This is a genomic window from Trichlorobacter ammonificans (assembly GCF_933509905.1).
Lineage (GTDB): Bacteria > Desulfobacterota > Desulfuromonadia > Geobacterales > Pseudopelobacteraceae > Trichlorobacter > Trichlorobacter ammonificans.
On sequence record NZ_OW150024.1, the window covers coordinates 1,505,674 to 1,530,293 of the forward strand.

At 64.4% G+C, this 24,620-nt stretch carries 13 protein-coding genes; 4 read left to right on the forward strand and 9 right to left on the reverse strand.

The genetic code is table 11. From position 1 onward, the window contains the following. Positions 1–9: 9 nt before the first annotated feature. From RAK07_RS06915 to cimA, 9 genes are all read right to left on the reverse strand, one after another. On the reverse strand, positions 10–339 hold the full coding sequence (locus tag RAK07_RS06915; protein WP_305732101.1) for a DMT family protein: 330 nt from the start codon (positions 337–339) through the stop codon (positions 10–12). Then, positions 336–1,262 carry a radical SAM protein gene (locus RAK07_RS06920; RefSeq protein WP_305732102.1) on the reverse strand — a complete coding sequence of 309 codons (927 nt, stop codon included), beginning with the start codon at positions 1,260–1,262 and terminating at the stop codon, positions 336–338. Before RAK07_RS06920 ends, RAK07_RS06915 begins: the two co-directional genes overlap by 4 nt. Before the next feature lie 82 nt (positions 1,263–1,344). Next, positions 1,345–2,466, reverse strand: a complete 1,122-nt coding sequence (gene carA / locus RAK07_RS06925) for a glutamine-hydrolyzing carbamoyl-phosphate synthase small subunit (RefSeq protein ID WP_305732103.1) — start codon at positions 2,464–2,466, stop codon at positions 1,345–1,347. A gap of 17 nt (positions 2,467–2,483) precedes the next feature. Next, positions 2,484–2,831 carry a DUF488 domain-containing protein gene (locus RAK07_RS06930; RefSeq protein ID WP_305732104.1) on the reverse strand — a complete coding sequence of 116 codons (348 nt, stop codon included), beginning with the start codon at positions 2,829–2,831 and terminating at the stop codon, positions 2,484–2,486. An 18-nt stretch (positions 2,832–2,849) separates the two neighbouring features. Beyond that, on the reverse strand, positions 2,850–4,127 hold the full coding sequence (locus RAK07_RS06935) for a dihydroorotase (RefSeq protein WP_305732105.1): 1,278 nt from the start codon (positions 4,125–4,127) through the stop codon (positions 2,850–2,852). A 93-nt stretch (positions 4,128–4,220) separates the two neighbouring features. After that, the gene (locus tag RAK07_RS06940) at positions 4,221–5,150 is read right to left on the reverse strand and encodes an aspartate carbamoyltransferase catalytic subunit (RefSeq protein ID WP_305732106.1); all 930 of its coding nucleotides are present in this window, start codon (positions 5,148–5,150) and stop codon (positions 4,221–4,223) included. A gap of 15 nt (positions 5,151–5,165) precedes the next feature. Beyond that, a complete protein-coding gene (pyrR, locus tag RAK07_RS06945; protein ID WP_305732107.1) occupies positions 5,166–5,708 on the reverse strand; it encodes a bifunctional pyr operon transcriptional regulator/uracil phosphoribosyltransferase PyrR in 543 nt (180 codons plus the stop codon). Between the two features lie 514 nt (positions 5,709–6,222). Then, positions 6,223–6,795 carry a ComEA family DNA-binding protein gene (locus tag RAK07_RS06950; RefSeq protein WP_305732108.1) on the reverse strand — a complete coding sequence of 191 codons (573 nt, stop codon included), beginning with the start codon at positions 6,793–6,795 and terminating at the stop codon, positions 6,223–6,225. A 19-nt stretch (positions 6,796–6,814) separates the two neighbouring features. Then, complete coding sequence (gene cimA / locus RAK07_RS06955; protein ID WP_305732109.1) at positions 6,815–8,386, reverse strand: citramalate synthase; 1,572 nt, start codon at positions 8,384–8,386, stop codon at positions 6,815–6,817. Between the two features lie 216 nt (positions 8,387–8,602). Here cimA and RAK07_RS06960 point away from each other — a divergent pair, with 216 nt between their 5' ends. Genes RAK07_RS06960 through RAK07_RS06975 form a run of 4 tightly spaced genes read left to right on the forward strand, consistent with a single transcriptional unit; the run spans position 8,603 to position 24,619 of the window. After that, complete coding sequence (locus RAK07_RS06960; RefSeq protein ID WP_305732110.1) at positions 8,603–10,240, forward strand: PfaD family polyunsaturated fatty acid/polyketide biosynthesis protein; 1,638 nt, start codon at positions 8,603–8,605, stop codon at positions 10,238–10,240. Then, a complete protein-coding gene (locus tag RAK07_RS06965; RefSeq protein WP_305732111.1) occupies positions 10,237–16,782 on the forward strand; it encodes a type I polyketide synthase in 6,546 nt (2,181 codons plus the stop codon). Before RAK07_RS06960 ends, RAK07_RS06965 begins: the two co-directional genes overlap by 4 nt. A 2-nt stretch (positions 16,783–16,784) precedes the next feature. After that, positions 16,785–23,579, forward strand: coding sequence for a polyketide synthase (locus tag RAK07_RS06970; RefSeq protein WP_305732112.1), 6,795 nt, complete (start codon positions 16,785–16,787; stop codon positions 23,577–23,579). Then, the gene (locus RAK07_RS06975) at positions 23,579–24,619 is read left to right on the forward strand and encodes a 3-oxoacyl-ACP synthase III (RefSeq protein WP_305732113.1); all 1,041 of its coding nucleotides are present in this window, start codon (positions 23,579–23,581) and stop codon (positions 24,617–24,619) included. The genes RAK07_RS06970 and RAK07_RS06975 overlap by 1 nt, the downstream gene beginning before the upstream one ends. The last annotated feature ends 1 nt before the right edge of the window (position 24,620 follow it).

Consider the following 24,620-nt stretch of genomic DNA (forward strand, 5'->3'; position numbering starts at 1 on the left):
GTGTTGGTATCAGCGAAAGATGAAATAAACAGCCCCGGCCAGGCAACAGCCGGCCCAGAGGTAGTCCAGCTTCAGCGGCACCCCCATGTAGAAGACCGCAAAGGGAATAAAAACCGCCAGCGTGATCACCTCCTGGGTGATCTTCAGTTGCGCCAGGGTAAATGAGCCGTTGTACCCGATCCGGTTGGCCGGCACCTGTACCAGGTACTCGAAAAAGGCGATTCCCCAGGAGACCAGCACCGCGATGAACCAGTGCCGGTTGCTCAGGTTCTTCAGGTGGGCGTACCAGGCAAAGGTCATGAAAATGTTGGAGATGACCAGCAGTACGACGGTTCTCACACCGGGCCTCGCTCTTCATCCAGCTCCTGCACCCAGCCGTTTTCCAGCCCTGCGGCTTCCAGCGCCTCCACGGCAGCATCATACTCGTTATGAATCAGGCTGCGATTGATTCCCGCCAGTGCGGCGGCCCGGTGGGCCGGAAAATACTGGCTCATCAGGGCGATATGCGTCTCAAGCCCCAGGTTTTCCGCAATCCAGGGCAGGGTTTCCGTTGAGCCGGCCCTGCCCTGCGGCAGCACCAGATGGCGGATGATCAGCCCGTGCAGCGCAATCCCGTTGTCATCCACCTGCAGATGTCCCACCTGGCGCAGCATCTCCTGAACAGCCGCCCGGTTCACGTCAGGATACCCCGGTGCCGCGGACAGCTCGTCTGCCTGAAGCTCATCGCTGTACTTCATATCCGGCAGATAAACGCTGACAACACCGTCAAGCAGGCGCAGCGCATCCACCGTTTCGTACCCGCTGGAGTTCCAGACGATCGGCAGCCGGAACCCCTGGGGAACGGCCAGCCAGAGCGCCGCCAGGAACTGTGGCAGCCAGTGGCTGGGGGTCACCAGGTTGATGTTGTGGGCTCCCCGTTTCTGCAGATGCAACATTTTCCTGGCCAGCTCACCGGTTGAAATGGTCTCGCCGGCCCCCTGCTGGCTGATGGGAAAGTTCTGGCAGAAAACGCACCGCAAGGTACAGCCCGAGAAGAAGATGGTGCCTGATCCCCGACTGCCGCTGATGGGCGGCTCTTCCCCACGATGCAGGTTGGCCGAGGCGATGCCCGGCTTCAGGCCGCTGCGGCACCTGCCCTGCTCTCCTTTGATCCGGTTCACTCCACAGCGGTGCGGACAAAGATCGCAGGCGGCCAATCTGCCGTAGGCCTCACGAACCCGCGCACAAAGCTCGCCTGATTGATAGAGATCGAGATATTTCATGGTCTTTGGCAGGGGCACCCCATGGGATTGCCCTGCCGACAACGTCAACACGGACAACCAGACAGGGCGGCCACACGCCCCCCTACCGGTTCTTCTCCATCAGTTCTACGAACCTGCCAAACAGATAGTGCGAATCATGGGGTCCGGGCGAGGCTTCAGGATGGTGCTGGACCGAGAAGATCGGCAGTGCACAGTGGCTGATCCCCTCCACGGTCTGGTCGTTCAGGTTCTCATGTCCCAGGCAGGCGGCATCTCCCAGCGAATCCAGATCCACCGCAAAACCGTGGTTCTGGGAGGTGATCTCCACCTTGCGGGTTGCCATGTCCATGACCGGCAGGTTGGAACCGTGGTTGCCGAAGGGAAGCTTGACCGTTTTGCCCCCCAGGGCCAGACCCAGCAACTGGTGACCCAGGCAGATGCCGAAGATCGGTTTTCTGCCGATGAACGTCCGGATAATCTCGATTGATTCGGCAAGCGGCTCCGGGTCGCCGGGCCCGTTACTGAGAAAGATACCGTCCGGATTCAAGGCCAGTGCCTCCTCCGCCGGGAAGGTGGCCGGCACCACGGTCACGTCGCAGCCGGCATCCACCAGACAGCGCAGGATGTTGTACTTGATGCCGAAGTCATAGGCCACGACCTTGTACCTGAGCGTCGCCGGATCGACCTGGGGATACCCCTCCCCCAGCGTCCACAGCCCTTCGGTCCAGTGGTACGGCTTGTCGCAGGAGACGCCGGAAGCCAGATCGAGTCCGGCCATGCTGGGAACGGCCCGGGCCTTGGCAATCAGGGAGGCATGGTTATGGTCGACGGTGGAAATGATGCCGTTCTGGGCTCCCTTGTCCCGCAGGTGACGGGTAAGGGCCCGGGTATCGATCCCCTGGATTCCCACCACGCCATGTTCTTTCAGATAGGCATCCAGTGTCATGGTGGAGCGGAAGTTGGAGGGAAAATCCAGGTACTCCCGCACGATGAAGCCGGACAGAAACAGCCCCCGGCTCTCGATATCCTCGGGGTTGATACCGGTGTTGCCGATCTGGGTATAGGTCATGGTGACCATCTGCCCCTTGTAGGAGGGATCGGTCAGCACCTCCTGGTAACCGGTCATGGCGGTGTTGAACACCACTTCGCCGGTGGCCTCTCCGCCTGCTCCGAATGATTTCCCTTCAAAGATGCGTCCGTCTGCCAGCGCGAGGATCGCTTTCATGATGACTTGGTACTCCTTTATGAAAATGACTCAACTACTTCTTTCACAACAACGGCGTTGTTCTGCTCAATGTTTTTTGCCGCAAACAGCAGGGTCACGGTTTCATCATTGGACCAGCGCCGGAGTTCAGCAAGCGCCTGGCTCTGGTTGTACAACTCCTGCCGGTAACGGGTCCGGAACTCTTCCCAGCGCTGGGGATCGTGTCCGTACCAGCGACGCAGCTCGTCCGACGGGGCAATCTCCCGCATCCAGAGATCAAGCCGGGCTTCTTCGCGGGAAAGGCCGCGGGGCCAGAGACGATCCACCAGGATACGCCGGCCGTCATCGGCTGCAGGCTGATCGTAGATCCGCTTGGTCCTGATCACAAGTCGTTCCTCCGTCGTTCAGCGGCCGCTGAATACCACCCTGCCCCCAACTACCGTGCAGGCGGCAGCCCCGGTCATGGTCTGTCCCAACCAAGGGGAATTCTTGGATTTGCTGGCAAGTGACTCTGCGGTTACGGTCCACTGCTTCTTCGGATCGATCACCGTGAGGTCGGCTACGGCACCAGCCTTCAGGGTTCCCCGGCCAAGCCCGAGTATATCAGATGGCTTACAGGTCATTTTTTCAATCAGCAGCTGAAGTGTCAGCACCCCGTCGTCAACCAGGGCCAGGGAAAGGGGAAGCGCGGTTTCCAGACCGATGATACCGTTCATGGCCTCATTGAACTCCACATCCTTCTCATCCAGATGGTGCGGCGCATGGTCGGTGGCAATGGCGTCGATGGTGCCGTCGCGAAGCCCCGCCTTGATGGCTGCCACATCGGAAGCCTCCCGCAGGGGCGGATTCATCTTGGCATTGGTGTTGTACCCCCGCACCGCGTCGTCGGTAAGCGTAAAGTAATGGGGGGCGGTCTCGCAGGTCACCTTGACTCCCCGCGCCTTGGCATCACGGATGATCCGAACTGCCCCCTCGGTTGAGACATGGGCGATATGAATCGGGGCACCGGTATACTCGGCTAACATGACTTCACGGGCCGTGGCGATATCTTCAGCTACCCGGGGGATTCCCTTCAGTCCCAGTTCCGTCGAGGTGAAGCCTTCGTTCATCACCCCGGCGCCCACCAGGTCCAGCTCCTCGGCGTGGGAGATCACCAGAATGCCCATCCCCTTGGCGTATTCCAGCGCCCGACGCATCAGTTCGCTGTTTTTTACCGGCTTGCCGTCATCGGACACCGCCACGCAGCCTGATTCCTTCAGGTCGCCCATTTCGGCCAAACGCTCGCCATTCATGCCGTAGGTGATGTTGCCCACCGGGAAAACGTTGCAGAACCCTTCGGTTTTTGCCTTGTTGATGATGTAGGTGGCCACCGCCTTGTTGTCGATGCAGGGTTTGGTGTTGGGCATGCAGCAGACCGAAGTGAAACCGCCCGCAACCGCGGCTTTTGTGCCGGAGACGATATCCTCCTTATACTCAAGACCGGGGTCCCGCAGATGGACGTGCATGTCGATAAGCCCCGGCACCACGTATTTGCCGCTTGCATCGACGGTCTCTGCGCCTGTCGGCGCAGTCAGCCCCTGGCCCAGCTCCTTCACCAGCCCGTTTTCCACCAGAACATCCATCACCCCATCGATATGCTGGGAAGGATCGATCACCCTGCCGCCTTTGATCAGAAGATTCATATTGAGTTACCTCGTAAGTTTTCAATGTCGAGGCGACCCGATGTGGTCGCCCAAAACAGATTCTAGACCGGGCAGCCACGCGCGGGGGTGCCCCTACTCCAGCTCTCCGCCGCAGACGTGGTACAGCATCGCCATCCGCACCGCCACACCGTTCTCCACCTGCCTGAGAATGTGGGACTGGTCGCCGTCCACCACGTAGGAGGACATCTCCACGCCGCGGTTGATGGGCCCTGGGTGCATTACCATGGCATTCGGCTTGGCCAGCTTGAGGTTGTCCGGATTGAGACCGAAGTAACGGGAATATTCACGGGCATTGGGCATCAGGGTCTTGCCCTGGCGCTCCTGTTGGATGCGCAGCATCATCACCACGTCGGCATCAGAAATCGCCTCCTTCATGGTGCCGCAGACCGTGACGTTCCCCAGCTTTTCCACCCCCGGCGGCATCATGGTGGGGGGGCCTGCCAGGAAAACCTGGGAACCCATCTTGGTCAGCCCCTGGATGTTGGAGCGGGCTACCCGGCTGTGAGTTATGTCGCCGACAATGGCCACCTTCAGGCCGTCCAGGCGGCCGAAACGATCCTTCATGGTCAGCATGTCCAGCAACCCCTGAGACGGATGCTCATGGGCACCGTCACCGGCGTTGATGATGGAACAGTTAATCTTGTTGGCCAGAAAGTAGTGGGAGCCGGAAACCGCGTGGCGCATCACGATAATATCCGGCTTCATGGCCAGCAGGTTCAACGCCGTGTCGGCCAGGGTTTCCCCTTTGGTGGCGGAACTGGTTGACGGAGAAATATTGATCGTATCGGCGGAGAGTCGTTTGCCCGCAATTTCAAACGATGTGCGGGTGCGGGTGGAGGATTCATAAAACAGGTTAATGATGGTCCTGCCCCGCAGGGTCGGTACCTTTTTGATGTCGCGACTGTTCACTTCCCGCATGCTTTCAGCGGTGGCAAGCAGCAATTCGATATCGTCCTTCGACAGGTCGCGCAAGGCGATGATATGCTTGTGCCTGAACTCCATGACCCTTCTCCTCCCCTATTTTTCCAGAATGACCTCAAGCGGTTGCAGTTTGTCGTCGAACAACACCTCGACATTCTCCTTCTGGCTGGTGGGGACGTTACGGCCCACGTAGTCGGGGCGAATCGGCAGTTCACGGTGTCCCCGGTCAATCAGCACCGCCAGTTGAATGCAGGTCGGCCTGCCGTAGTCCATCAAGGCGTCCATGGCGGCCCGGATGGTGCGTCCGGTATAGAGCACATCATCGACCAGCACCACCCGCTTTCCTTCCAGGGAGAAGGCGATATCGGTCTTACCCACCGACTTGTGCGGCGTCTGGCTTTTGAAATCATCCCGATAGAGGGTGATATCCACAGAGCCGGTCTGCACCCGTTCCCCTTCGATAATTTCCATGCAGCGGGATATTTCCCGCGCCAAGTGGGCGCCGCCGGACTGGATGCCGATCAGCACCACATCGGAAAGCCCTTTGTTCTTCTCCAGAATTTCGTGGGATATCCGGGTGAGTGCTCTGCGGATGCCGCTGCTGTCAAGAATGACGGTTCGTACGCTTGGATCGGTCATCGAGTTTCTACCCCTTTCTGAATAAGTGCGGGCACAAAAAAAGGGCCTCTTCGCACGCAGGCGAACAGGCCCTTCCCGAAACATATTGGCTGGATCTGATGCACCTTTTGTAACCTCACGGGGTTAGTTTAAAAGGATGGCGAAATATGGTGCGTACCATAGCACTCGCCCGGCACGGGGTCAAGTACTTATACAGACGAAAAGACCCCGGTTGCCCGGGGTCTTCGCTGGAGTGATTCTTCAGGGCAGCGGGCAGGCTACCTGCTTGATTACGAAGTACGATTCCTGTTCAGAAGGATGGTCGCATCAAGCAGTTCGCCGCAGCAGCTACATTTCCAGGCGTCAAAAGACCGGACGAAATCATAGTAGGTTTCTGCGAACATACGGCCATTGCATCGTGGGCACCTCATGACGAAACCCTCCCTCACAGTTGAATGATGTCATAGCAAAGAGAAACCGGTGAGGAGTTTCTATACATCTTGCGTGCCAACCACTGCACATCCAGCGTAGCTGCTTAATATTTTCTTTTGGTATCGACTACTTGCAGGTATCTGGACAAGCGGCGCACGGTCGCATCCCCGATCCCCTCCACCATGTTCAGCTCAGAAACAGAGGAAAAACCGCCATTTTTTTGGCGGCTCTGTATGATGCGCTCCGCCATGACCGGGCCGATTCCCGGAATTTTTTCCAGGTGAGCGGCTGTGACACGATTGAGGTCCAGCGGAATATTCAAAAGTAACTGCTCGTTGACAGCAAGGGGCAGGTATTCTATGACGGCATCTCCCGGGGGCTGGGGGCAGACCACCCGCACCCGCCCTCCAAGCGGTGAATTCGGCATGGAAAGATTCAGGGAAAGCGAACAATATGGCTCCGTCAATAAAATGGCTGTGGTCGTCATATTGTTGGCACCAATGGGGAACAGGCCGGGAAAACGGACGTCACCCGAAATACCGACCCAGGTGGCCGGCTCAACTGAAACGGCACGGGCCGCCACCGCGGAAGAGATCCCGCAATGACGGCCCGTCAGCAACAGGTAGCCGGTTGCAGCGGCAATAACCACCAGCATGGCGATCCGCTGCCGGCTCATGGTGCAATCCCGTGGGACGCTATTTCTCTTCGGAGTGGTGGAGCTTGAAGTCAATGCTGTCGAGCAGCGCCTGATACGAAGCATCAATGATATTGTCGGATACCCCTACCGTACCCCAACGCATCTGCTTGTCACCCGACTCGATCAGTACCCGGATGGAGGATGCGGTCCCCTGGCCGGCCGGCAGCACCCGCACCTTGTAGTCATGCAGCTTTACTTCCTTCAGCTTGGGGTAGAACTTTTCCAGTGCCTTGCGCAGGGCATTGTCCAGGGCGTTGACCGGTCCGTGACCTTCGGCGGCGGTGTGCTCAACCTTGCCACCGACCTTGACCTTGACCGTGGCCTCGGCCGTGGGGCTCTGGTCGTCGGTACGCTTCTCGTCGATCACCCTGAATCCCATGACTTGGAAGTAATTCTTGTGGGTTCCGAGGGCTTTCTTCATCAACAACTCAAAGGAAGCCTCGGCTCCCTCGAACTGGAAGCCGCGGTTCTCCATATCCTTGATCGACTCCAGAATCTCCTGGGTGACCGGGTCCTTGCTGTCCAGGTTGATGTTGAACTCTTCGGCCTTGGCCAGGATGTTGGAGCGGCCGGAGAGGTCGGAGACCAGCACCCGGGTGGAGTTTCCCACCACTTCGGGACGAATATGCTCGTAAGTTTCGGGGTGGCGCTGGATGGCGCTCACATGGACCCCGCCCTTGTGGGCAAAGGCCGACTTGCCCACGTAGGCCTGACGTTTCTCGGGGGATATGTTGGCCAACTCGTACACGAAGTGGGAGACTTCACGCAGGTGGCGCAACTGCTCGTCGCTGATGCATTCCTTTTTCAGCTTCAGCTTGATGGCCGGAATGATGGAGCAGAGGTTGGCATTGCCGCAACGCTCGCCAAAACCGTTGATGGTCCCCTGCACCTGCACGATCCCCTGGTGCACCGCCTGGATCGAGTTGGCCACGGCACACTCGCCGTCGTTATGGGTGTGGATTCCCAGCGGCGTCGTGATATGTTTTTTGACCGCCGAGATGATCTCGGCGATCTCGTACGGCATGGTGCCGCCGTTGGTGTCGCAGAGCACGATGCAGTCCACCTTGGCCTGCTGGGCGGCCTGCAGGGTCTTGATGGCGTAGTCCGGGTTGGCCTTGTAGCCGTCGAAGAAATGCTCGGCATCGTAACAGACTTCCGGAGTATTCTGTTTCAGGAACTCCAGGGAGTCATAGATCAGCTCCAGGTTTTCCTCCAGGGAGATGCGCAGCGCCTCCCTGACGTGAAAATCCCAGGTTTTTCCGAAAATGGTGATCACATCCGGCTCGGCGGCGATCAGGGTCTTGATGTTGTGGTCCTTGTCCGGTGTGGTCTTGGCCCGCCGGGTGGAACCGAAGGCGGCTATCTTGGCCTGGGACAGTTTTGACTTCTTGATATCCTTGAAAAAGGCCACATCCTTGGGATTGCTGCCGGGCCATCCCCCTTCAATATAGTGAATACCCAGTTCATCGAGCTTGTGGGCGATACGGATCTTGTCTTCAACCAGAAAGGAAATATCCTCGGCCTGGGTGCCGTCCCGCAGGGTGGTATCGTACAGTTTCACCAGACTCATACGCGCTGTTCTCCTTGTATCAGTAGAATCCATTACATTTTAGCCGGAATATCCCCACTATAGCATCGTCCTGCCGGTGTCAAGCCCCATCTTTGCCATAACCGGACCGGCTGGCAACAGCAGCAGGTTTAGCTTGAATTTTCAGGCATTTTCCTCTATGTATACATATTTTTATTTTCAGATGCCGATATCAAACACTTTGCCGGGAGACACACCGTGCCGCTTGATGCTACTTCTGCCGCCGCCATCACCTCGCCGGGGTGGTACCTGCCTGATGCAAAACCGGCTCAGGTAAAGAACCTTGCCGATCAGCTCCGCACCCTGTGCCGGCCGGTGTACCTGATTCAGCAGGAAAACAGGCTTATGGCTGCCGACAGCGGCATTGTCCACCTGGGGTGTGCGCAGCCCTCCCCCCAGGCACTGCCGCTGATGGCCCATGCCGCCCCCTGTCCTCTGGAGCGGTTGGGCGATGCCGCGTTCTGTGTCGACCTCGGCATCCGCTATCCCTACCTGGGCGGTTCCATGGCCAAGGGGATCAGCTCGGCTGAAATGGCACTCGAGCTGGGCCGGGCCGGTATGCTCGGTTTCTTCGGTGCTGCCGGTCTGCCGCTCGCCGCAGTGGAGTCGGCTGTCGACCGGCTGCTGCAGAGCGGGGTTCCCTTTGGCTGCAACCTGATCCACTCCCCCCACGAACCGGACCTTGAAGCAGCCCTGGCCGAGCTGTTCATCACCAAAGGGGTGCGGCTGGTGGAGGCGTCCGCCTTTCTCAAGCTGACCCTTCCTCTTGTCCGCTATCGTTTGCATGGCATCCACCGTGCCCCTGACGGCAGCATTGTCACCCCCAACCGGATCATTGCCAAGGTGTCCCGGGAAGAATTGGCGGAGCGTTTCTTCTCGCCGCCCCCGGAAAAGCTGGTGCAGGCCCTGCTGAACGACGGCCTGATCACCCCTGAGCAGGCAGAACTGGCGGCCCATATTCCGATGGCCCAGGACATTACCGCCGAGGCCGATTCCGGCGGCCACACCGACAACCGGCCCGCCCTGGCCCTGTTCCCCACCATCCGCTCGGTGGCATTGCGGATGCAGCAGAAGCACGGCTATTCCTGCCCGCTGCGGGTGGGGCTTGGCGGAGGCATCGGCAGCCCCGAAGCGGCCGCCGCCGCCTTTACCCTGGGAGCCGCCTGGATCATGGTGGGCTCGGCTCATCAGGCCTGCGTCGAATCCGGCACTTCCGATACCGTGCGGGCCATGCTGGCCGAAACCCGGCAGGCCGACGTCACCATGGCTCCGGCAGCCGACATGTTCGAGATGGGGGTCACGGTACAGGTGCTGAAGCGGGGCACCATGTTCCCGATGCGGGCCGCCCGGCTGTTCGACCTGTACCGCAGTTACGGCAGCCTGGAGGATATCCCGGCAGCTGAACGGGAAAAACTGGAAAAGACCTTGTTCCTGGCTCCGCTGGAGCAGATCTGGCAGGAAACCCGCAGCTTCTTTCTGAAGCGGGACCCGGCCCAGGTGGAGCGGGCCGAGCGGGAGCCCAAGCACCGCATGGCCCTGGTGTTCCGCTGGTACCTGGGGCAGGCTGCCCACTGGGCCAAGGATGGCGACCCGGCCCGCAAGATTGACTACCAGGTCTGGTGCGGCCCGGCCATGGGGGCTTTCAACGAATGGACTGCCGGCACCTTCCTGGCCCGGCCTGAACACCGCACCGTCCGCACCGTTGCCCTGAACCTGCTGTTCGGCGCTGCCGTCATCAGCCGAGCCAACCAGCTCCGCTGCCAAGGGGTGCAGCTTGACAACGCCCTGCGGGTGGAGCCGCTTGAACCCGATACCATCAAGGAGTACCTCAGGTGACCACAGATATCACTCGGACCGCTGCCGCCGGCAGCACCGTTCCCCTGGCAATCATCGGCATCGGCTGTCTTTTCCCCAAGGCGGACAACGTGGCCGCCTACTGGTCCCTCATCGAAAACGGCACGGATGCCATCACCGAGGTGCCGCCCAGCCACTGGAGCCTTGCCGACTACTATGACCCGGACCAGAAAAGCCCGGACCGCACCTACGGTAACCGGGGCGGGTTCCTCTCCACCCTCGACTTCAACCCGATGGAGTTCAACATCCCCCCCAACGCCCTGGAGGCCATCGACACCTCCCAGTTATTGGGACTGGTGGCGGCGGGGCGGGCCCTGAAGGACGCCGGCTACGGTCCCGGACGGGAGTACGACAAAAGCCGGGTGAGCGTTATCCTGGGGGTCACCGGCACCCTGGAGCTGGTGATCCCGCTGGGAGCGCGCCTGGGCCATCCGGTCTGGCGCAAGGCCCTGAAGGAAGCAGGGGTCGATGAGGCCGTTGCCGAAGATGTGGTGCAGCGTATAGCCGATTCCTACGTCCCCTGGCAGGAAAACTCCTTCCCCGGCCTGCTGGGTAACGTGGTTGCCGGCCGCATCAGCAAGCAGTACGACCTGGGGGGAACCAACTGCGTGGTGGACGCCGCCTGTGCCAGCTCGCTCTCCGCCGTGCACCTGGCAGCCCTGGAGCTGGCCTCCGGCACGTCGGACATGGTGATCACCGGCGGGGTGGATACCTTCAACGACATCTTCATGTACACCTGTTTCAGCAAGACGCCTGCCCTCTCCCCCACCGGCAACGCCAAGCCGTTCGACGGCAGTGCCGACGGCACCATCCTGGGTGAGGGGCTGGGGATCGTGGTGCTCAAGCGCCTGGCCGACGCCGAGCGGGACGGCGACCGGATTTACGCCGTGATCAAGGGGATCGGTACCTCCAGCGACGGCAAGGGGGATGCCATCTACGCCCCCAGCAGCGCAGGACAGCAGAAGGCCCTGCAGGACGCCTACCGGCAAGCCGGGGTCACCCCGGACAGCATCGGCCTGGTGGAGGCCCACGGCACCGGCACCAAGGCCGGCGACGTCGTGGAGTCATCCGCATTGCGGGCGGTGTACGGCGAGGCCGACACCCCCTGGTGCGCCCTGGGGTCGGTCAAGTCCCAGATCGGTCACACCAAGGCGGCGGCCGGCGCAGCAGGCCTGATCAAGGCGGCCCTGGCCCTGCACCGCCGGGTGCTCCCCCCCACCATCAAGGTACGCACGCCGCTGCCGGAGGTGACGGCGCAGCGCAGCCCCTTCTACCTCTCCACCAGCAAGCGCCCCTGGCTCACCCGCGGCACCACGCCGCGTCGCGCCGCGGTCAGCGCCTTTGGCTTCGGCGGTTCCAACTTCCACCTGGTGCTGGAGGAGTATCAGAACCAGGTGGAGCAGATCGCCTGGGACGGCACCGTGCAGCTCTTTACCTTTTCCGCCGCCACTCCGGGAAAACTGGATGAACTGCTGGTCTCCCTGCCAACGGAGCCAACGCTCGATGAGCTGCGCAGCCACGCCAAAGCATCCCGCGCCGCATTCAAGAGCAACGATCCCTGCCGTCTGGCCTTTGTGGTCGAACAGGGGGTGAATTCCCTCGGTGCGGTGACGGCAAACGCCCGCCGCCTGCTGGTCAAGAGCGCCGACAGCGCCTGGACCAGCCCCGACGGCATCTGCTACGCCACCGGTCCCTGCCCCGGCCCGCTGGCCATGCTTTTTCCGGGCCAGGGATCCCAGTACACCGGCATGCTGCGGGATCTGGCCTGCAGCTTTCCCGCACTGCGCGAAACCCTGACCGCCGCCGACCGGGACTTCATCCCCGCCAACAACCACCTGCTGTCCGACCTGATCTACCCCCCCAGTCCCTTTGATGCCGAGACCGCGGAACAACAGGAAACAGCGCTGCGGGATACCAGGGTGGCCCAGCCGGCCATCGGCGCGGTCAGCCTGGGGGCAGCCAAGCTCCTGGCCGGTTTCGAGTGCATCCCCGCCGTAACGGCCGGTCACAGCTACGGTGAACTGACCGCCCTCTGCGTTGCCGGACGGATGGACGAGGAAGCCCTGCACCTGCTTTCCCGGCTGCGGGGCCGCCTGATGGCCGAGGGCGAGGGGGACAAGGGGAGCATGCTGGCAGTGGCCGCCCCACTGGCAACGGTGGAGCAGATGCTGACAGAGGAACGGCTTGACCTGGTCATTGCCAACCGCAACGCACCGTCCCAGGCAGTGCTCTCCGGCAGCAGCAGCGAGATCGAGCGGGCCGCTGCCGCCTGTGCCGCCCGCACACTCACCGCCAAGCGCCTGCCGGTTGCAGCCGCCTTCCACAGCTCCCTGGTGGCCGATGCGGCCCAGCCGTTCATGTCGGCCTTGCACGGCATCGAGTTCAGCACTCCCCGGCTGCCGGTCTATGCCAACAGCACAGCCGGCGAGTATCCGTCCGACCCGATTGCGGCCAAAACCCTGCTGGCCAACCAGCTGGCCCGCCCGGTGGAGTTCGTTGCCCAGATCGAGGCAATGTACGCGGCCGGCGTACGCACCTTCCTGGAAGTGGGCCCCGGCGCCCGCCTCACCGGCCTGGTGTCCGCCATCCTGGGGGAACGGCCCCATGTTGCCCTGGCCCTGGATGCCTCCTCCGGCAAACGCTCCGGTGTGGCCGATCTGGCCCGCTGCCTGGCCCGGCTGGCCTCCCTGGGCTATCCGGTCAGGATTGCCGCCTGGGACGAGTCGTACCAGCCGCCGGAGGCTCCGGCCAGAAAACCGGCCCTGACCGTAGGGATCAACGGCGCCAACTACGTCAAGCCCCGCCCCAAGCGGCCACCGGTTGAACGCCCGGCTGTAGCTCAGGTAACGATTGAACACCAGGGACAGAACATGCAGAAACCACAGACGCAAGCTACAACGATTTCCGCCCAGCCCGCTTCCCGCGATGCCCTGGCAGAATCGTTGCGGGTTACCCGCGAAGGGATGGCGGTCCTGCAGAAGATGCAGGAAGAAACCGCCCAGTTGCACCGTCGTTTTCTTGAGGGCCAGGAGGCAGCCACCCGCACCATCCAGACCCTGCTGGCACAGCAACAGTTGATCGCCCAGGGAGGCAGCCCCGCTGCCCTGGTCCCGGCAACACTGCCGCTGCCTGTGGCAGCCCCCCCCCAACCGTCCCCGGCATCGTCACTGTCGCCGGTTGTCGCGGCACCGGTTCCATCGGCTCCGGTGGCGGCGGCTGCCGTTCCCGCTCCGGTTGTCCCGGCAACGCCGGTGGTGGACACCCTGCTGGCGGTGGTGGCGGAGAAGACCGGTTACCCGGTGGAGATGCTGGAGCTGGAGATGGGGATGGATTCCGACCTGGGAATCGACTCCATCAAGCGGGTGGAAATTCTCTCCGCCCTGCAGGAGCGCCTGCCCGGCTCGCCGGTGATCGGCCCCGAACACCTGGGTACCCTGCGTACCCTGGGAGATATCGCCGCCTACCTGGGAGCAGGTACTGCTGCGCCCGTTGCTGCTCCGGCTGGTGCCGCACCTGCTTCCCCCGCTTCTTCCGCGCCGGTGGTGGACACCCTGCTGGCGGTGGTGGCGGAGAAGACCGGTTACCCGGTGGAGATGCTGGAACTGGAGATGGGGATGGATTCCGACCTGGGAATCGACTCCATCAAGCGGGTGGAAATTCTCTCCGCCCTGCAGGAGCGCCTGCCCGGCTCGCCGGTGATCGGCCCCGAACACCTGGGTACCCTGCGTACCCTGGGAGATATCGCCGCCTACCTGGGAGCAGGTACTGCTGCGCCCGTTGCTGCTCCGGCTGGTGCCGCACCTGCTTCCCCCGCTTCTTCCGCGCCGGTGGTTGCAACCCTGCTGGCGGTGGTGGCGGAGAAGACCGGTTACCCGGTGGAGATGCTGGAACTGGAGATGGGGATGGATTCCGACCTGGGAATCGACTCCATCAAGCGGGTGGAAATTCTCTCCGCCCTGCAGGAGCGCCTGCCCGGCTCGCCGGTGATCGGCCCCGAACACCTGGGCACCCTGCGTACCCTGGGAGATATCGCCGCCTACCTGGGAGCAGGCAGCGCCCCTGTCGCCGCTGTTCCGGCAGTTCCTGAGGCAGCGGGCATGCAGGAAATTCCGCCACCAGCGGAGGAACCGCCGCAGGTGGTGGAACGGAGCGCCATCAGACCGCTCATGCTGCCGGCCGACTCCAACCAGCTTACCATTGCCAGGGACGGCGAAATCTGGGTAACCAACGACGCCTCGCCGCTCTCCGAAAAGCTCTGCGCATTGCTGCGCATCTCCGGTCACACCGTTCGGCTGGTGGACCCGTCCGAGGCGGAGCCTGACACCTCCCGGGCCGATATTGCCGGTCTGGTGCTGGTGGCACCCGCCACCGGCTGCGACGACCGGTTTCTGGAAAACGCCTTCTGGCTGCTGCGCAGCGCCGCCCCTTCCCTGCGTCGTGCCGCCGGGGCCGGCGGCGCACTCTTTGCCACGGTTTCCCGCCTTGACGGCTTCTTCGGCTGCGGTGCAGAAACCACGCTTGCCGACCCGCTTTCCGGCGGTCTGGCCGGCCTGGCCAAGACAGCAAGCAGGGAATGGCCCGATGTCATCTGCAAGGCCATTGACCTCGGCGGTTTCACCGACCCGGCTGCCGCTGCCGGCGCTGTTGCCGCGGAGCTGTTCCGCAGCGGCCCGGTGGAGGTGGGGCTCACACCGCAGCAGCGCAGCGGTCTGGAGCTGGCCGATCTGCCGGAGCCGGTGGCTGCGGTCACGTCGCCGGTCCAGCCGGGGGATGTGGTGGTGGTCACCGGCGGCGGCCGCGGCGTCACCACTGCCGCGGTGGTGGCCCTGGCAGGGGCCTTCAAGCCGCTGTTGGTGCTGCTGGGCAGAAGCTCGGAACTGCTGCCGGAGCCGGAGTGGCTGCAGGGACTCACCGAGGAAAGCCGGATCAAGCGGGGCATCCTGGAACATGCCGCCGGCAAGCTCCATCCCCGTGATATCGAGGAGCAGTACCGCACCATTGTTGCCGGCCGTGAACTGCGCCATACCCTGGCGCGGGTCGAGGCTGCCGGCGGACGGGCCATCTACCGCTCCGTGGATATTCGGGACACCGGTGCCGTGGCAACGCTGCTGGAGAGCATCCGCAGCGAGTTCGGGCCGATCCGGGGGATCGTCCACGGTGCCGGCGTGCTGGCCGACCGCCTGATCGTCGACAAGACCCGGGAGCAGTTCAACCTGGTCTACGCAACCAAAGTGGCGGGCCTGCGGGCGCTGCTTGAAGCCACCACCGGGGACGACCTGCGCTTCATCGCCCTGTTCGGCTCCACCACCGGCCGGTTCGGTCGCAAGGGACAGGTGGACTATGCCGTGGCCAACGAGGTGCTGAACAAGCTGGCCCAGGCGGAATCCCGGCGACGTCCCGGTTGCCGGGTGATCAGCTTCAACTGGGGGCCCTGGGACGGCGGCATGGTGACCCCGTCTCTGAAAAAGGTCTTTGCCGACGAAGGGATCGGCCTGATCTCCCTCACAGCGGGGGGGAACCTGCTGATCAGGGAGATCGCGGCGTGCGGGGGACCGGTTGAAGTGGTGGCCCTGGCCGCAGCAGAGGGGAAAGCCCGCGCCGCTGCCGCGCCGGTTGCCGCGAAACCGCTGACAACGGCCTTCACCATCACCCTGACTTCCGAGGAGTTCCCCTTCCTCCGTTCCCATGTCATGGACGGCCGGGCTGTGCTGCCCATGGCCGTAACCATGGAATGGCTTTCCCAGGGGGCGCTGCACGGCAACCCCGGTCTGTACTTCCACGGCATGAATGATCTGCGCATCTGCAAGGGGGTCACCCTGGAGGCGGGGCAGCGCCTGAGCCTGCAGGTCAGGGCCGGCCGGGCCGAGAAGCGCGATTCCCTCTACCTGGTGCCGGTGGAACTGGTCTCCACCCCCGGAGGCGACGAGCGGCCTCTGCTTCACGCCAAGGGAGAAGTGGTGCTGGCCAAGCAGTTGCCGGAAGGGATCCGCTCCCTGCCCGATCCGCCCCTGGCCCCCTACGCGCCGCTGAACAACAGGATTTACGATCCCCACCGTCTGTTCCACGGCCCGGATCTGCAGGGGATTCTGGAGGTGAGCAGCTGCTCCCCCAAGGGGATCGCCGCCCGGGTGGCCGCTGCACCGGCGCCGTCCCGCTGGATCAGGCAACCGCTGCGCAGCAGCTGGCTCACCGATCCCCTGGCGCTGGACTGCGCCTTCCAGTTGATGATTCTCTGGAGCTTCCACCGCTTCGGGGCCGCCTCGCTTCCCTGCTTTGCCGGACGCTACCGCCAGTACGGGGAGAGCTTCCCCAAAGACGGCGTCCAGACCGTTATCCGGGTCACTGCCGAGCGGGAACACGGCGCCACTGCCGACATCGAGTTCCTGGAGCGCAGCAGCGGCAAGCTGGTGGCCCGGCTGGAAGGGTACGAGTGCGTGATCGATCCGTCGCTGGAGCGGGCCTTCCTGCGCAACAGCCTGGGTGAGGACGCCTCCGATGAAACCACCGGTCACAGGGCTGCCTGAGCATGCCGTGGTCATCTTCGGTTGCCGTGGTCGGCATCGGCGGCCTGTTTCCCGCTGCGCCGGACCTTGAACAGTTCTGGGAGCTGATCAGCCGGGCGCGCAGCGCAACCCGCGAGGTGCCGCCGGGCCGCTGGCAGGCTCCGGCCGAGACGGTGTACCACCCGGAGGTGGGCAGGCCGGATCATGTCTACTCCACCAGGGGCTGTTTTATCGACAAGCCCCCCCATCTGCCGGAGCTGGGGGACCTGGACCCGCTGTTTCACCTGCTGGTGACCGCAGGCGGGCGGGCCTTCAACGACGCCCAGACCTCCGGCCTGGACCTGCGCCGGGTCGGGGTGATCATCGGTAACCTGGCCCTGCCCAGCGAGACCTCCTCGCAGCTTTCCCATGCCTGGCTGGGCCGCACCTTTGCAGAGCAGGTGACCGGCAGCAGCGAACCGGCACCGCCGATGTCTCCGCAGAACCGCTTTGTGGCCGGGCTTCCGGCCGGTATCCTGGCCCGCTCCCTGGGCCTGGGCGGGGTCACCACCACCCTGGATGCCGCCTGCGCCTCCTCTCTCTACGCCATCAAGCTGGCCATGGATGAACTGCTGGCCGGCCGGGCCGATGCCATGCTGACCGGCGGCGTTTCCCGTCCCGACCCCCTCTACACCCAGATGGGGTTTTCGCAACTGCGGGCCCTTTCCAAACGGGGCATCTGCTCCCCCTTCGACGCCAGCGGCGACGGCCTGGTGGTGGGTGAAGGGGCCGGTATCTTCCTGCTCAAGCGAACCGCCGACGCCATTGCCGCCGGTGACCGGATCTACGGCATCATCCGGGCCGTGGGGCTTTCCAACGATGTGGGAGGCAGCCTGCTGGCACCGTCGTCGGAAGGCCAGGTGCGGGCCATGGAAGCGGCTTACCGGCAGGCGGGATGGCAGCCGGAGGAGGTGGACCTGATCGAATGCCACGCCACCGGCACCCCGGTGGGGGATGCGGTGGAGGTGGCCAGCCTGCGGGAGCTCTGGCACGGGAGGAGCCCTGTCGGTGAGCGCTGCGTCATCGGGTCGGTGAAGTCCAACATCGGCCACCTGCTCACCGCCGCCGGTGCCGCGGCCCTTACCAAGGTGCTGCTGGCCATGGCGCGGGAGACGCTGCCCCCCACCGCCGGTTTCAGCACTCCCCAGCCAGCCATGCAGCTTGAGGAAAGCCCCTTCCGGGTACTGACCGCGCCGGCTCCCTGGCGCCGCCGCAGTGACGCCACCCCCCGCCGGGCCGCGGTGAGCGCCTTCGGGTTCGGCGGCATCAACGCCCACCTGCTGGTGGAGGAGTGGATCGGCTCGGAGCACACGACATACCGCGCCCTGAGCGGGGTCGAAGTTCAGCAACCCGAGCCGATCGCCATTGTCGGCATGGATGCCGGTTTCGGTCCCTGGCAGGGTCTGCGGGCCGTGCAGGAGCGCCTCCTGGGGGGCGACGGACCGGCTCCCGTTCCTCCGCAAGGCTGGCGGGGAGCCCGGCAGAGCCGCTGGTTCCGGGAGGAGGGGCTGGACCGTACCCCGTTTGCCGGCTGGTTCATCGACCAGGTGGCGGTCAGTCCCGGCCGATTCCGCATTCCCCCCAAAGAGCTGGAGGAGATGCTGCCCCAGCAGGTGCTGATGCTGCAGACCGCTGCCAACGCCCTGCAGGATGCCGGGACCGGTGACAGGGACCCGATGAGAAGCGGCGTCTTTGTCGGCATCGCCCTTGATCTGCACAGCACCGATTTCTGCCTGCGCTGGACCGTGCCGCAACAGGTGCGTAACTGGGCGCGGCAGATGGGTCGCGAACTGTCCGACGAAGAACTGGCTACCTGGACCGAAGAGCTGCGCACCGCCCTGGGACCGTCCCTGTCCGCCAACCGCACCATGGGAGCCTTAGGCAACATCGTGGCCAGCCGTATTGCCCGGGAATGCCGCTTCGGCGGCCCCGGCTTCACCCTGTCCGCCGAGGAGAACTCCGGTATCCGCGCCCTGGAAACCGCGGTTCGCCTTCTGCAAAGCCATGAACTGGACCAGGCCCTGGTGGGGGCGGTGGACCTGGCCGGCGATCTGCGGGCCGTGCTGGGCAGGCATGCCGTGCACCCCTACTCCGCCACTGGCACCTGCCGTCCCTTTGACCAGCGGGCCGATGGCCCGGTGGTCGGCGAAGGGGCCTGCGCCCTGGTGCTCAAACGTCTTTCCGATGCAAAGCGGGACGGCAACCGGATCTACGCCCTGATCCGCGGCATCGGCACTGCCCACGGCGACCTGCAGACCGCCTACGGGGTTGCCGTCGAACGGGCCTATGCCGAGGCCTCGGTTGACCCGGCCTCGGTGGGACTGCTGGTAACCGCTGCCGACGGCTCCCCGGAACAGGACCGGATCGAACTGCAGATGCTGCGGAAACAGGTAGCCGAAAGCACCCGGCGCCCTCCCCTGACCAGCACGGCAGCCGGACTGGGACACAGCGGCGCGGCCAGCGGTCTGGCATCGGTACTGGCCGGCTCCCTGGCCCTCTACCAGCAGATTATCCCCGGCTGCCCCGCCACGGACCAGCCCTGGGACGAGGTGGCCCACGGCCCGCTCCTGCTGCCCGCCACGCCGCGCCACTGGCTGCGCAACCGCGAGGAGGGACCCCGGCGGGCCGGAGTATCGTCACGCAGCGTGGACGGCTCCTGCAGCCACCTGGTGCTGGAAGAGTACGACACGCAGGAGGAGCGGGATGACCGCCGCGCACCGCTGGCGCCACCGGCGGAACAGCTTTTCCCCCTGGCGGCCGATACCGTGGAGCGGTTGCAGGAGCAGGTGGCCCGGTTGCAGGAGCGCAGCCGCACCATCACCACAACGGAACTGCCGCTGCTGTCCCGGGACTGCTGCCGTCGCTACAGCAGCGAACCGGCCCTGGGGCTGGCACTGGTGGCTGCCGACCGGGAACAGTTGTCGGCCCTGCTCGACCTGGCCCGAAAGACACTGGAACTGGGGACGGTCCCGGAAGAGACGACACCGGCCCTGCGGGAGAGGCTCTTCTTTACCACCGCGCCGCTGGCGTCGCAGGGTCAGGTTGCCTTTGTCTTCCCCGGCTCCGGCAACCATTACCCCGACATGGGACGGGAGCTGTTCTGCCGCTGGCCGGAAATCCTGCGCCGCCAGGACCACGAGAACCGCCGGCTGAAGGATCAGTTCCAGCCCGATCTGTTCTGGAACGGTCGCGATACCGCGGAGATCAGCGATAACCACCGGGCCGTGATCTTCGGCCAGGTGGCCACCGGCTGCGGGGTCAGCGATCTGGTACGTGGCTTTGGCGTTACACCAGCCGCCATGATCGGCTACAGCCTGGGAGAATCGGCCGCCCTCTTTGCCAGCGGCACCTGGCGCGACCGGGACCTGATGTTTCAACGGATGCAGGACTCCACCCTTTTTACCCACGATCTGGCCGGTGAATGCCGGGCAGCCCGTAGGGTCTGGGGATTGCCGGAACAGCAGCAGGTCACCTGGCGCCTGGGAGTGGTGACCGCTCCGGCGGAGCAGGTGCGTCGGGCACTTTCTGATCTGGAGCGGGTCTACCTGCTGATCGTCAACAGTCCCGACGAATGCGTGGTGGGTGGCGATGCCGAGGCCGTGGCCCGGCTGGTGCAGCGGCTGGACTGCCACTTCTTCCCCCTGGCCGGGGTCACCACGGTGCACTGCGAGGTGGCCAGGGCAGTGGCCGGGCCCTACCACGACCTGCACCTCTTCGATACCACGGCGCCGGCAGGCGTGGCCTTTTACAGCGGCGCCGCAGGAGCACGGTTCCAGCCCACCCGCGAAAGCGCGGCAGCCGCCATCCTGGAGCAGGCCCTGCACGGCATCGATTACCCGGCCACCATCGAGGCGGCCTGGAACGACGGCGTCCGGATCTTCCTGGAGATGGGGCCGGGCAATTCCTGCAGCCGGATGATCGGCCGCATCCTGGAGGGGCGCCCCCACCTGGCCCGTTCCGCCTGTTTCGACGGCCAGGAACCGGTGCTGGTGCTGCTGCGCCTGCTGGCCTCCCAGGTGGCGCACCGGGTTCCCCTGGACCTGTCCCCGCTCTGTAGCCAGCCGGCGCCTGCCGACCGGTGCCAGGATGCTACCGGGCCACTGCTCAGACTGGCCACCGCTGCGGCCCCTTTCCAGCCGCCCCGCCCCCCTGCACCGAAGCCGGCGGCTGTTCCGTCAACGCCGGTGCCGGCGCCACCTCCCCCGGAGCCAGCCACGACAATGCCGCAACCATCGTCCACCGTCGTTACCGGCGACCCTTTGCTGGCGCAGTTCAGCCGCAGCCGCAGCGCCGAGCACGGGGCCCATGCCGCCTTCCTTGCCCTGAGCGACAGCATCAGCCGCGCCATGGCGGAAGCGATCTCCCTGCAGGCAACACTGCGGCAGGCCCTGGGCAGCAGCGAGTTGCTACCGGATGAAGCTCCTCCTCCCCTGCCCCGGCCGGTGGAGCCTCCTGCCCTGTTCAACCGGCAGATGTGCCTGGAGTTCGCCATCGGCTCCGTCGGAAAGATGCTGGGACCGCAGTTTGCCGAGGCAGACAGCTTCCCCACCCGGGTACGCTTGCCGGACGAGCCGCTGATGCTGGTGGACCGGATCACGGCCCTGGAGGGTGAACCCTGCTCCATGGCCAGCGGCCGGGTGGTGACCGAGCACGACATCCTGCCCGGCGCCTGGTACCTGGATGGCGGCCGTATCCCCACCTGCATCGCGGTGGAGGCGGGCCAGGCCGACCTGTTCCTGTCCGGCTACCTGGGGATCGACTTCATCACCAGGGGACTGGCGGTCTACCGCCTGCTGGACGCGGTGGTTACCTTCCACCGCGGCCTGCCCGGCCCCGGTGAGACCATCCGTTACGACATCCGGATCGAGCGGTTCTTCCGCCAGGGGGATACCTGGCTGCTCCGCTTCTTCTTCGAAGCCACCGTAAACGGCGAACCGCTGCTCTCCATGCGGGACGGCTGCGCCGGTTTCTTCTCGGCAGCCGAGCTGGCGGCGGGCAAGGGGATCGTGCGGCCGGCCGTTGATCCCCGCCCCACCAGCGGTATCCGCAGGCCGGAGTGGCACGAGCTGCTCCCTCTGGCGGTTGAGCGTTACGACGCCGACCAGCTGGACTGCTTACGCAACGGTGACCTGGCCGGTTGCTTCGGCCCCGCCTTCAGCGGCCTGGCGGTCCGACGACCGCTCACCATCCCCGGCGGCCGGATGCGGCTGGTGCACCGGGTAAACGAGGTCATGCCCGAGGGTGGCCGCTACGGCCTGGGCCGGATCACGGCCGAAGCGGACATCCACCCGGACGACTGGTTCATCACCTGCCACTTCGTGGACGACCGGGTCATGCCGGGAACCCTCATGTACGAATGCTGCATGCATACCTTGCGGATTCTGCTCTTGCGTATGGGCTGGGTGGCCGAGGCTGATAGCGCCGTCTGGGAGCCGGTGCCCGGTGTGGCCAGCAAGCTCTGCTGCCGCGGTCAGGTGCTGGAAACGACAAAAACCGTTACCTACGAGGTGGCGATACGGGAGATCGGCTACGGTCCCGAGCCCTACGTGGTGGCCGATGCCCTGATGTACGCCGACGGAAAGCCGATCGTGGAGATCGGCAGCATGTCCTGTCGCCTCTCCGGCACCGACAAGCGCCAGCTGGAGGCACTCTGGCAGGGGCGCGGAGCTGCGCCGCTGTCCGTCGGCTCCAGCAAACCAGCCATCTACACCAAGGAACAGATTTTAGCCTACAGCAACGGCAACCCCTCAGAAGGGTTCGGCGAGCCGTACCGTATCTTCGATCGCGAGCGCAAAATCGCCCGGTTGCCCGGACCGCCGTTCCAGTTCATGGACCGGGTCACCGCCCTGCAGGGAGAGCCGTGGATCATGCAGGCCGGCGCCCTGGCCGAGGCCCAGTACGACCTGCCGGCCGATGCCTGGTTCTTCGCCGAGGAGCGGCAACCGCGCATGCCGTTCTGCGTGCTGCTGGAAGCGGCCCTGCAACCCTGCGGCTGGCTGGCGGCCTACGTCGGCTCGGCCCTCACCAGCCCGGTGGACCTTTCCTTCCGCAACCTGGGGGGACGGGCACGCCAGCACCGGGTCGTCACCCCTGCCAGCGGTACCCTCACCTGCACCGCCCGCCTGACCAAGGCGGTGAGCAGCGGCGGCATGGTCATCCAGGAGTTCGACTTTTCCGTGGCCGACTGCCAGGGGATGCTCTACGAAGGGGAGACCATGTTCGGCTTCTTCTCGCAAGAGGCCCTGGCCAACCAGGTGGGTATCCGCGATGCCGATCCTTACCGGCCCACGGGTGCCGAATCGGCCAGGGGCCGCAGTCTTCCCTACCCCGACCATGGGCCGTTCCCCGGTGCCCTGCTGCGGATGATCGACCAGATCGAGCTCTACGTTGCCGATGGCGGCCCGGCCGGCCTTGGCTACCTGCGGGGCAGCAAGCAGGTGGATCCGGACGAGTGGTTCTTCAAGGCCCATTTCTACCAGGACCCGGTGACCCCCGGCTCCCTGGGGCTGGAGTCGTTCCTGCAACTGCTCAAGTTCGCGGCGGTTGAGCGCTGGGGCTGGCAGGAGGGAACGGCCCTTGCCTGCGTGGCCACGGGGCACGAACACCGCTGGCTCTACCGGGGACAGATCGTGCCCGCGAACCGCACCGTCACGGTGGAGGCCTGGATCACCGCAGCCGATGACCGCGAACGCCGGCTGACCGCCAGCGGCTACCTGGCGGTGGATAACAAACCGATCTACCAGATGATCGACTTTACGGTACGGATGGAAGAGAACTGATGCGCTACCGCAACGTATGTATCGAGGCCCTTGACTATGAACTGGCGCCGGTGGTGGTTGCCACCGCCGACCTTGAGGCACGGCTTGAGCCGCTTTACCGCGAACTGCGCATTGCGCCGGGACAGGTGCAGGCCATGACCGGCATCCGGGAGCGGCGCTGGTGGGAACCGGGCTACCCCCTCTCGCAAGGGGCCATCGCCGCAGGCCGCAAGGTGCTGGAAAGCACCGGTATCCGGCCCGCCGATATCGGCGCCCTGCTGTACACCGGCGTCTGCCGCGAGCAGTTCGAGCCGGCCACCGCCTGCCGGGTGGCTGACGGCCTGGGAATCAGCGGCGCCGTGGTGGTGCAGGACCTCTCCAACGCCTGCCTGGGGGTGTTGAGCGGCATGCTGGACATCGCCAACCGGATCGAGCTGGGCCAGATCCGCGCCGGCCTGGTGGTTTCCAGTGAGTCGGCCCGGGAAATCAACGAAGAGATGATCGCCCGCATGCTGGCGGAGCGGAACATGCAGCAGTTTGCCGGGGCCCTGGCCACCCTCACCGGCGGTTCCGGGGCCGTGGCAGTGCTGCTCTCCGACGGTTCCTTCGGCAACCGGGGGCACCGCCTGCTGGGGGGAATCACCATGGCCGAGCCGCGGCACCACGGCCTCTGCCTCTGGGGAGTACAGCCGGACGGCACGGGCGGCTATCGCCAGACCATGACCACCGACGGGGTCAATGTGATGAATCATGGGGTGGAGTTGGGACGCCGCACCTGGCAGGCGTTTCTGCCGGAAGTGGGCTGGCAGGCGGAGCAGGTGGACCGGGTGATCTGCCACCAGGTGGGTTCGGCCCATCAGAAGATGATCCTGGAAACCCTGGGTATTGCAGAGGAGAAGGATTTCACCACCTTTGAATACCTGGGCAACATGGGTACGGTCTCCCTGCCGCTCACCGCGGCACTTGCCGTGGAACGGGACATCCTGCTGGCCGGGGACAAGGTGGCTTTCCTGGGGATCGGCAGCGGGCTGAACTGCATGATGCTGGCGGTGGAATGGTAGA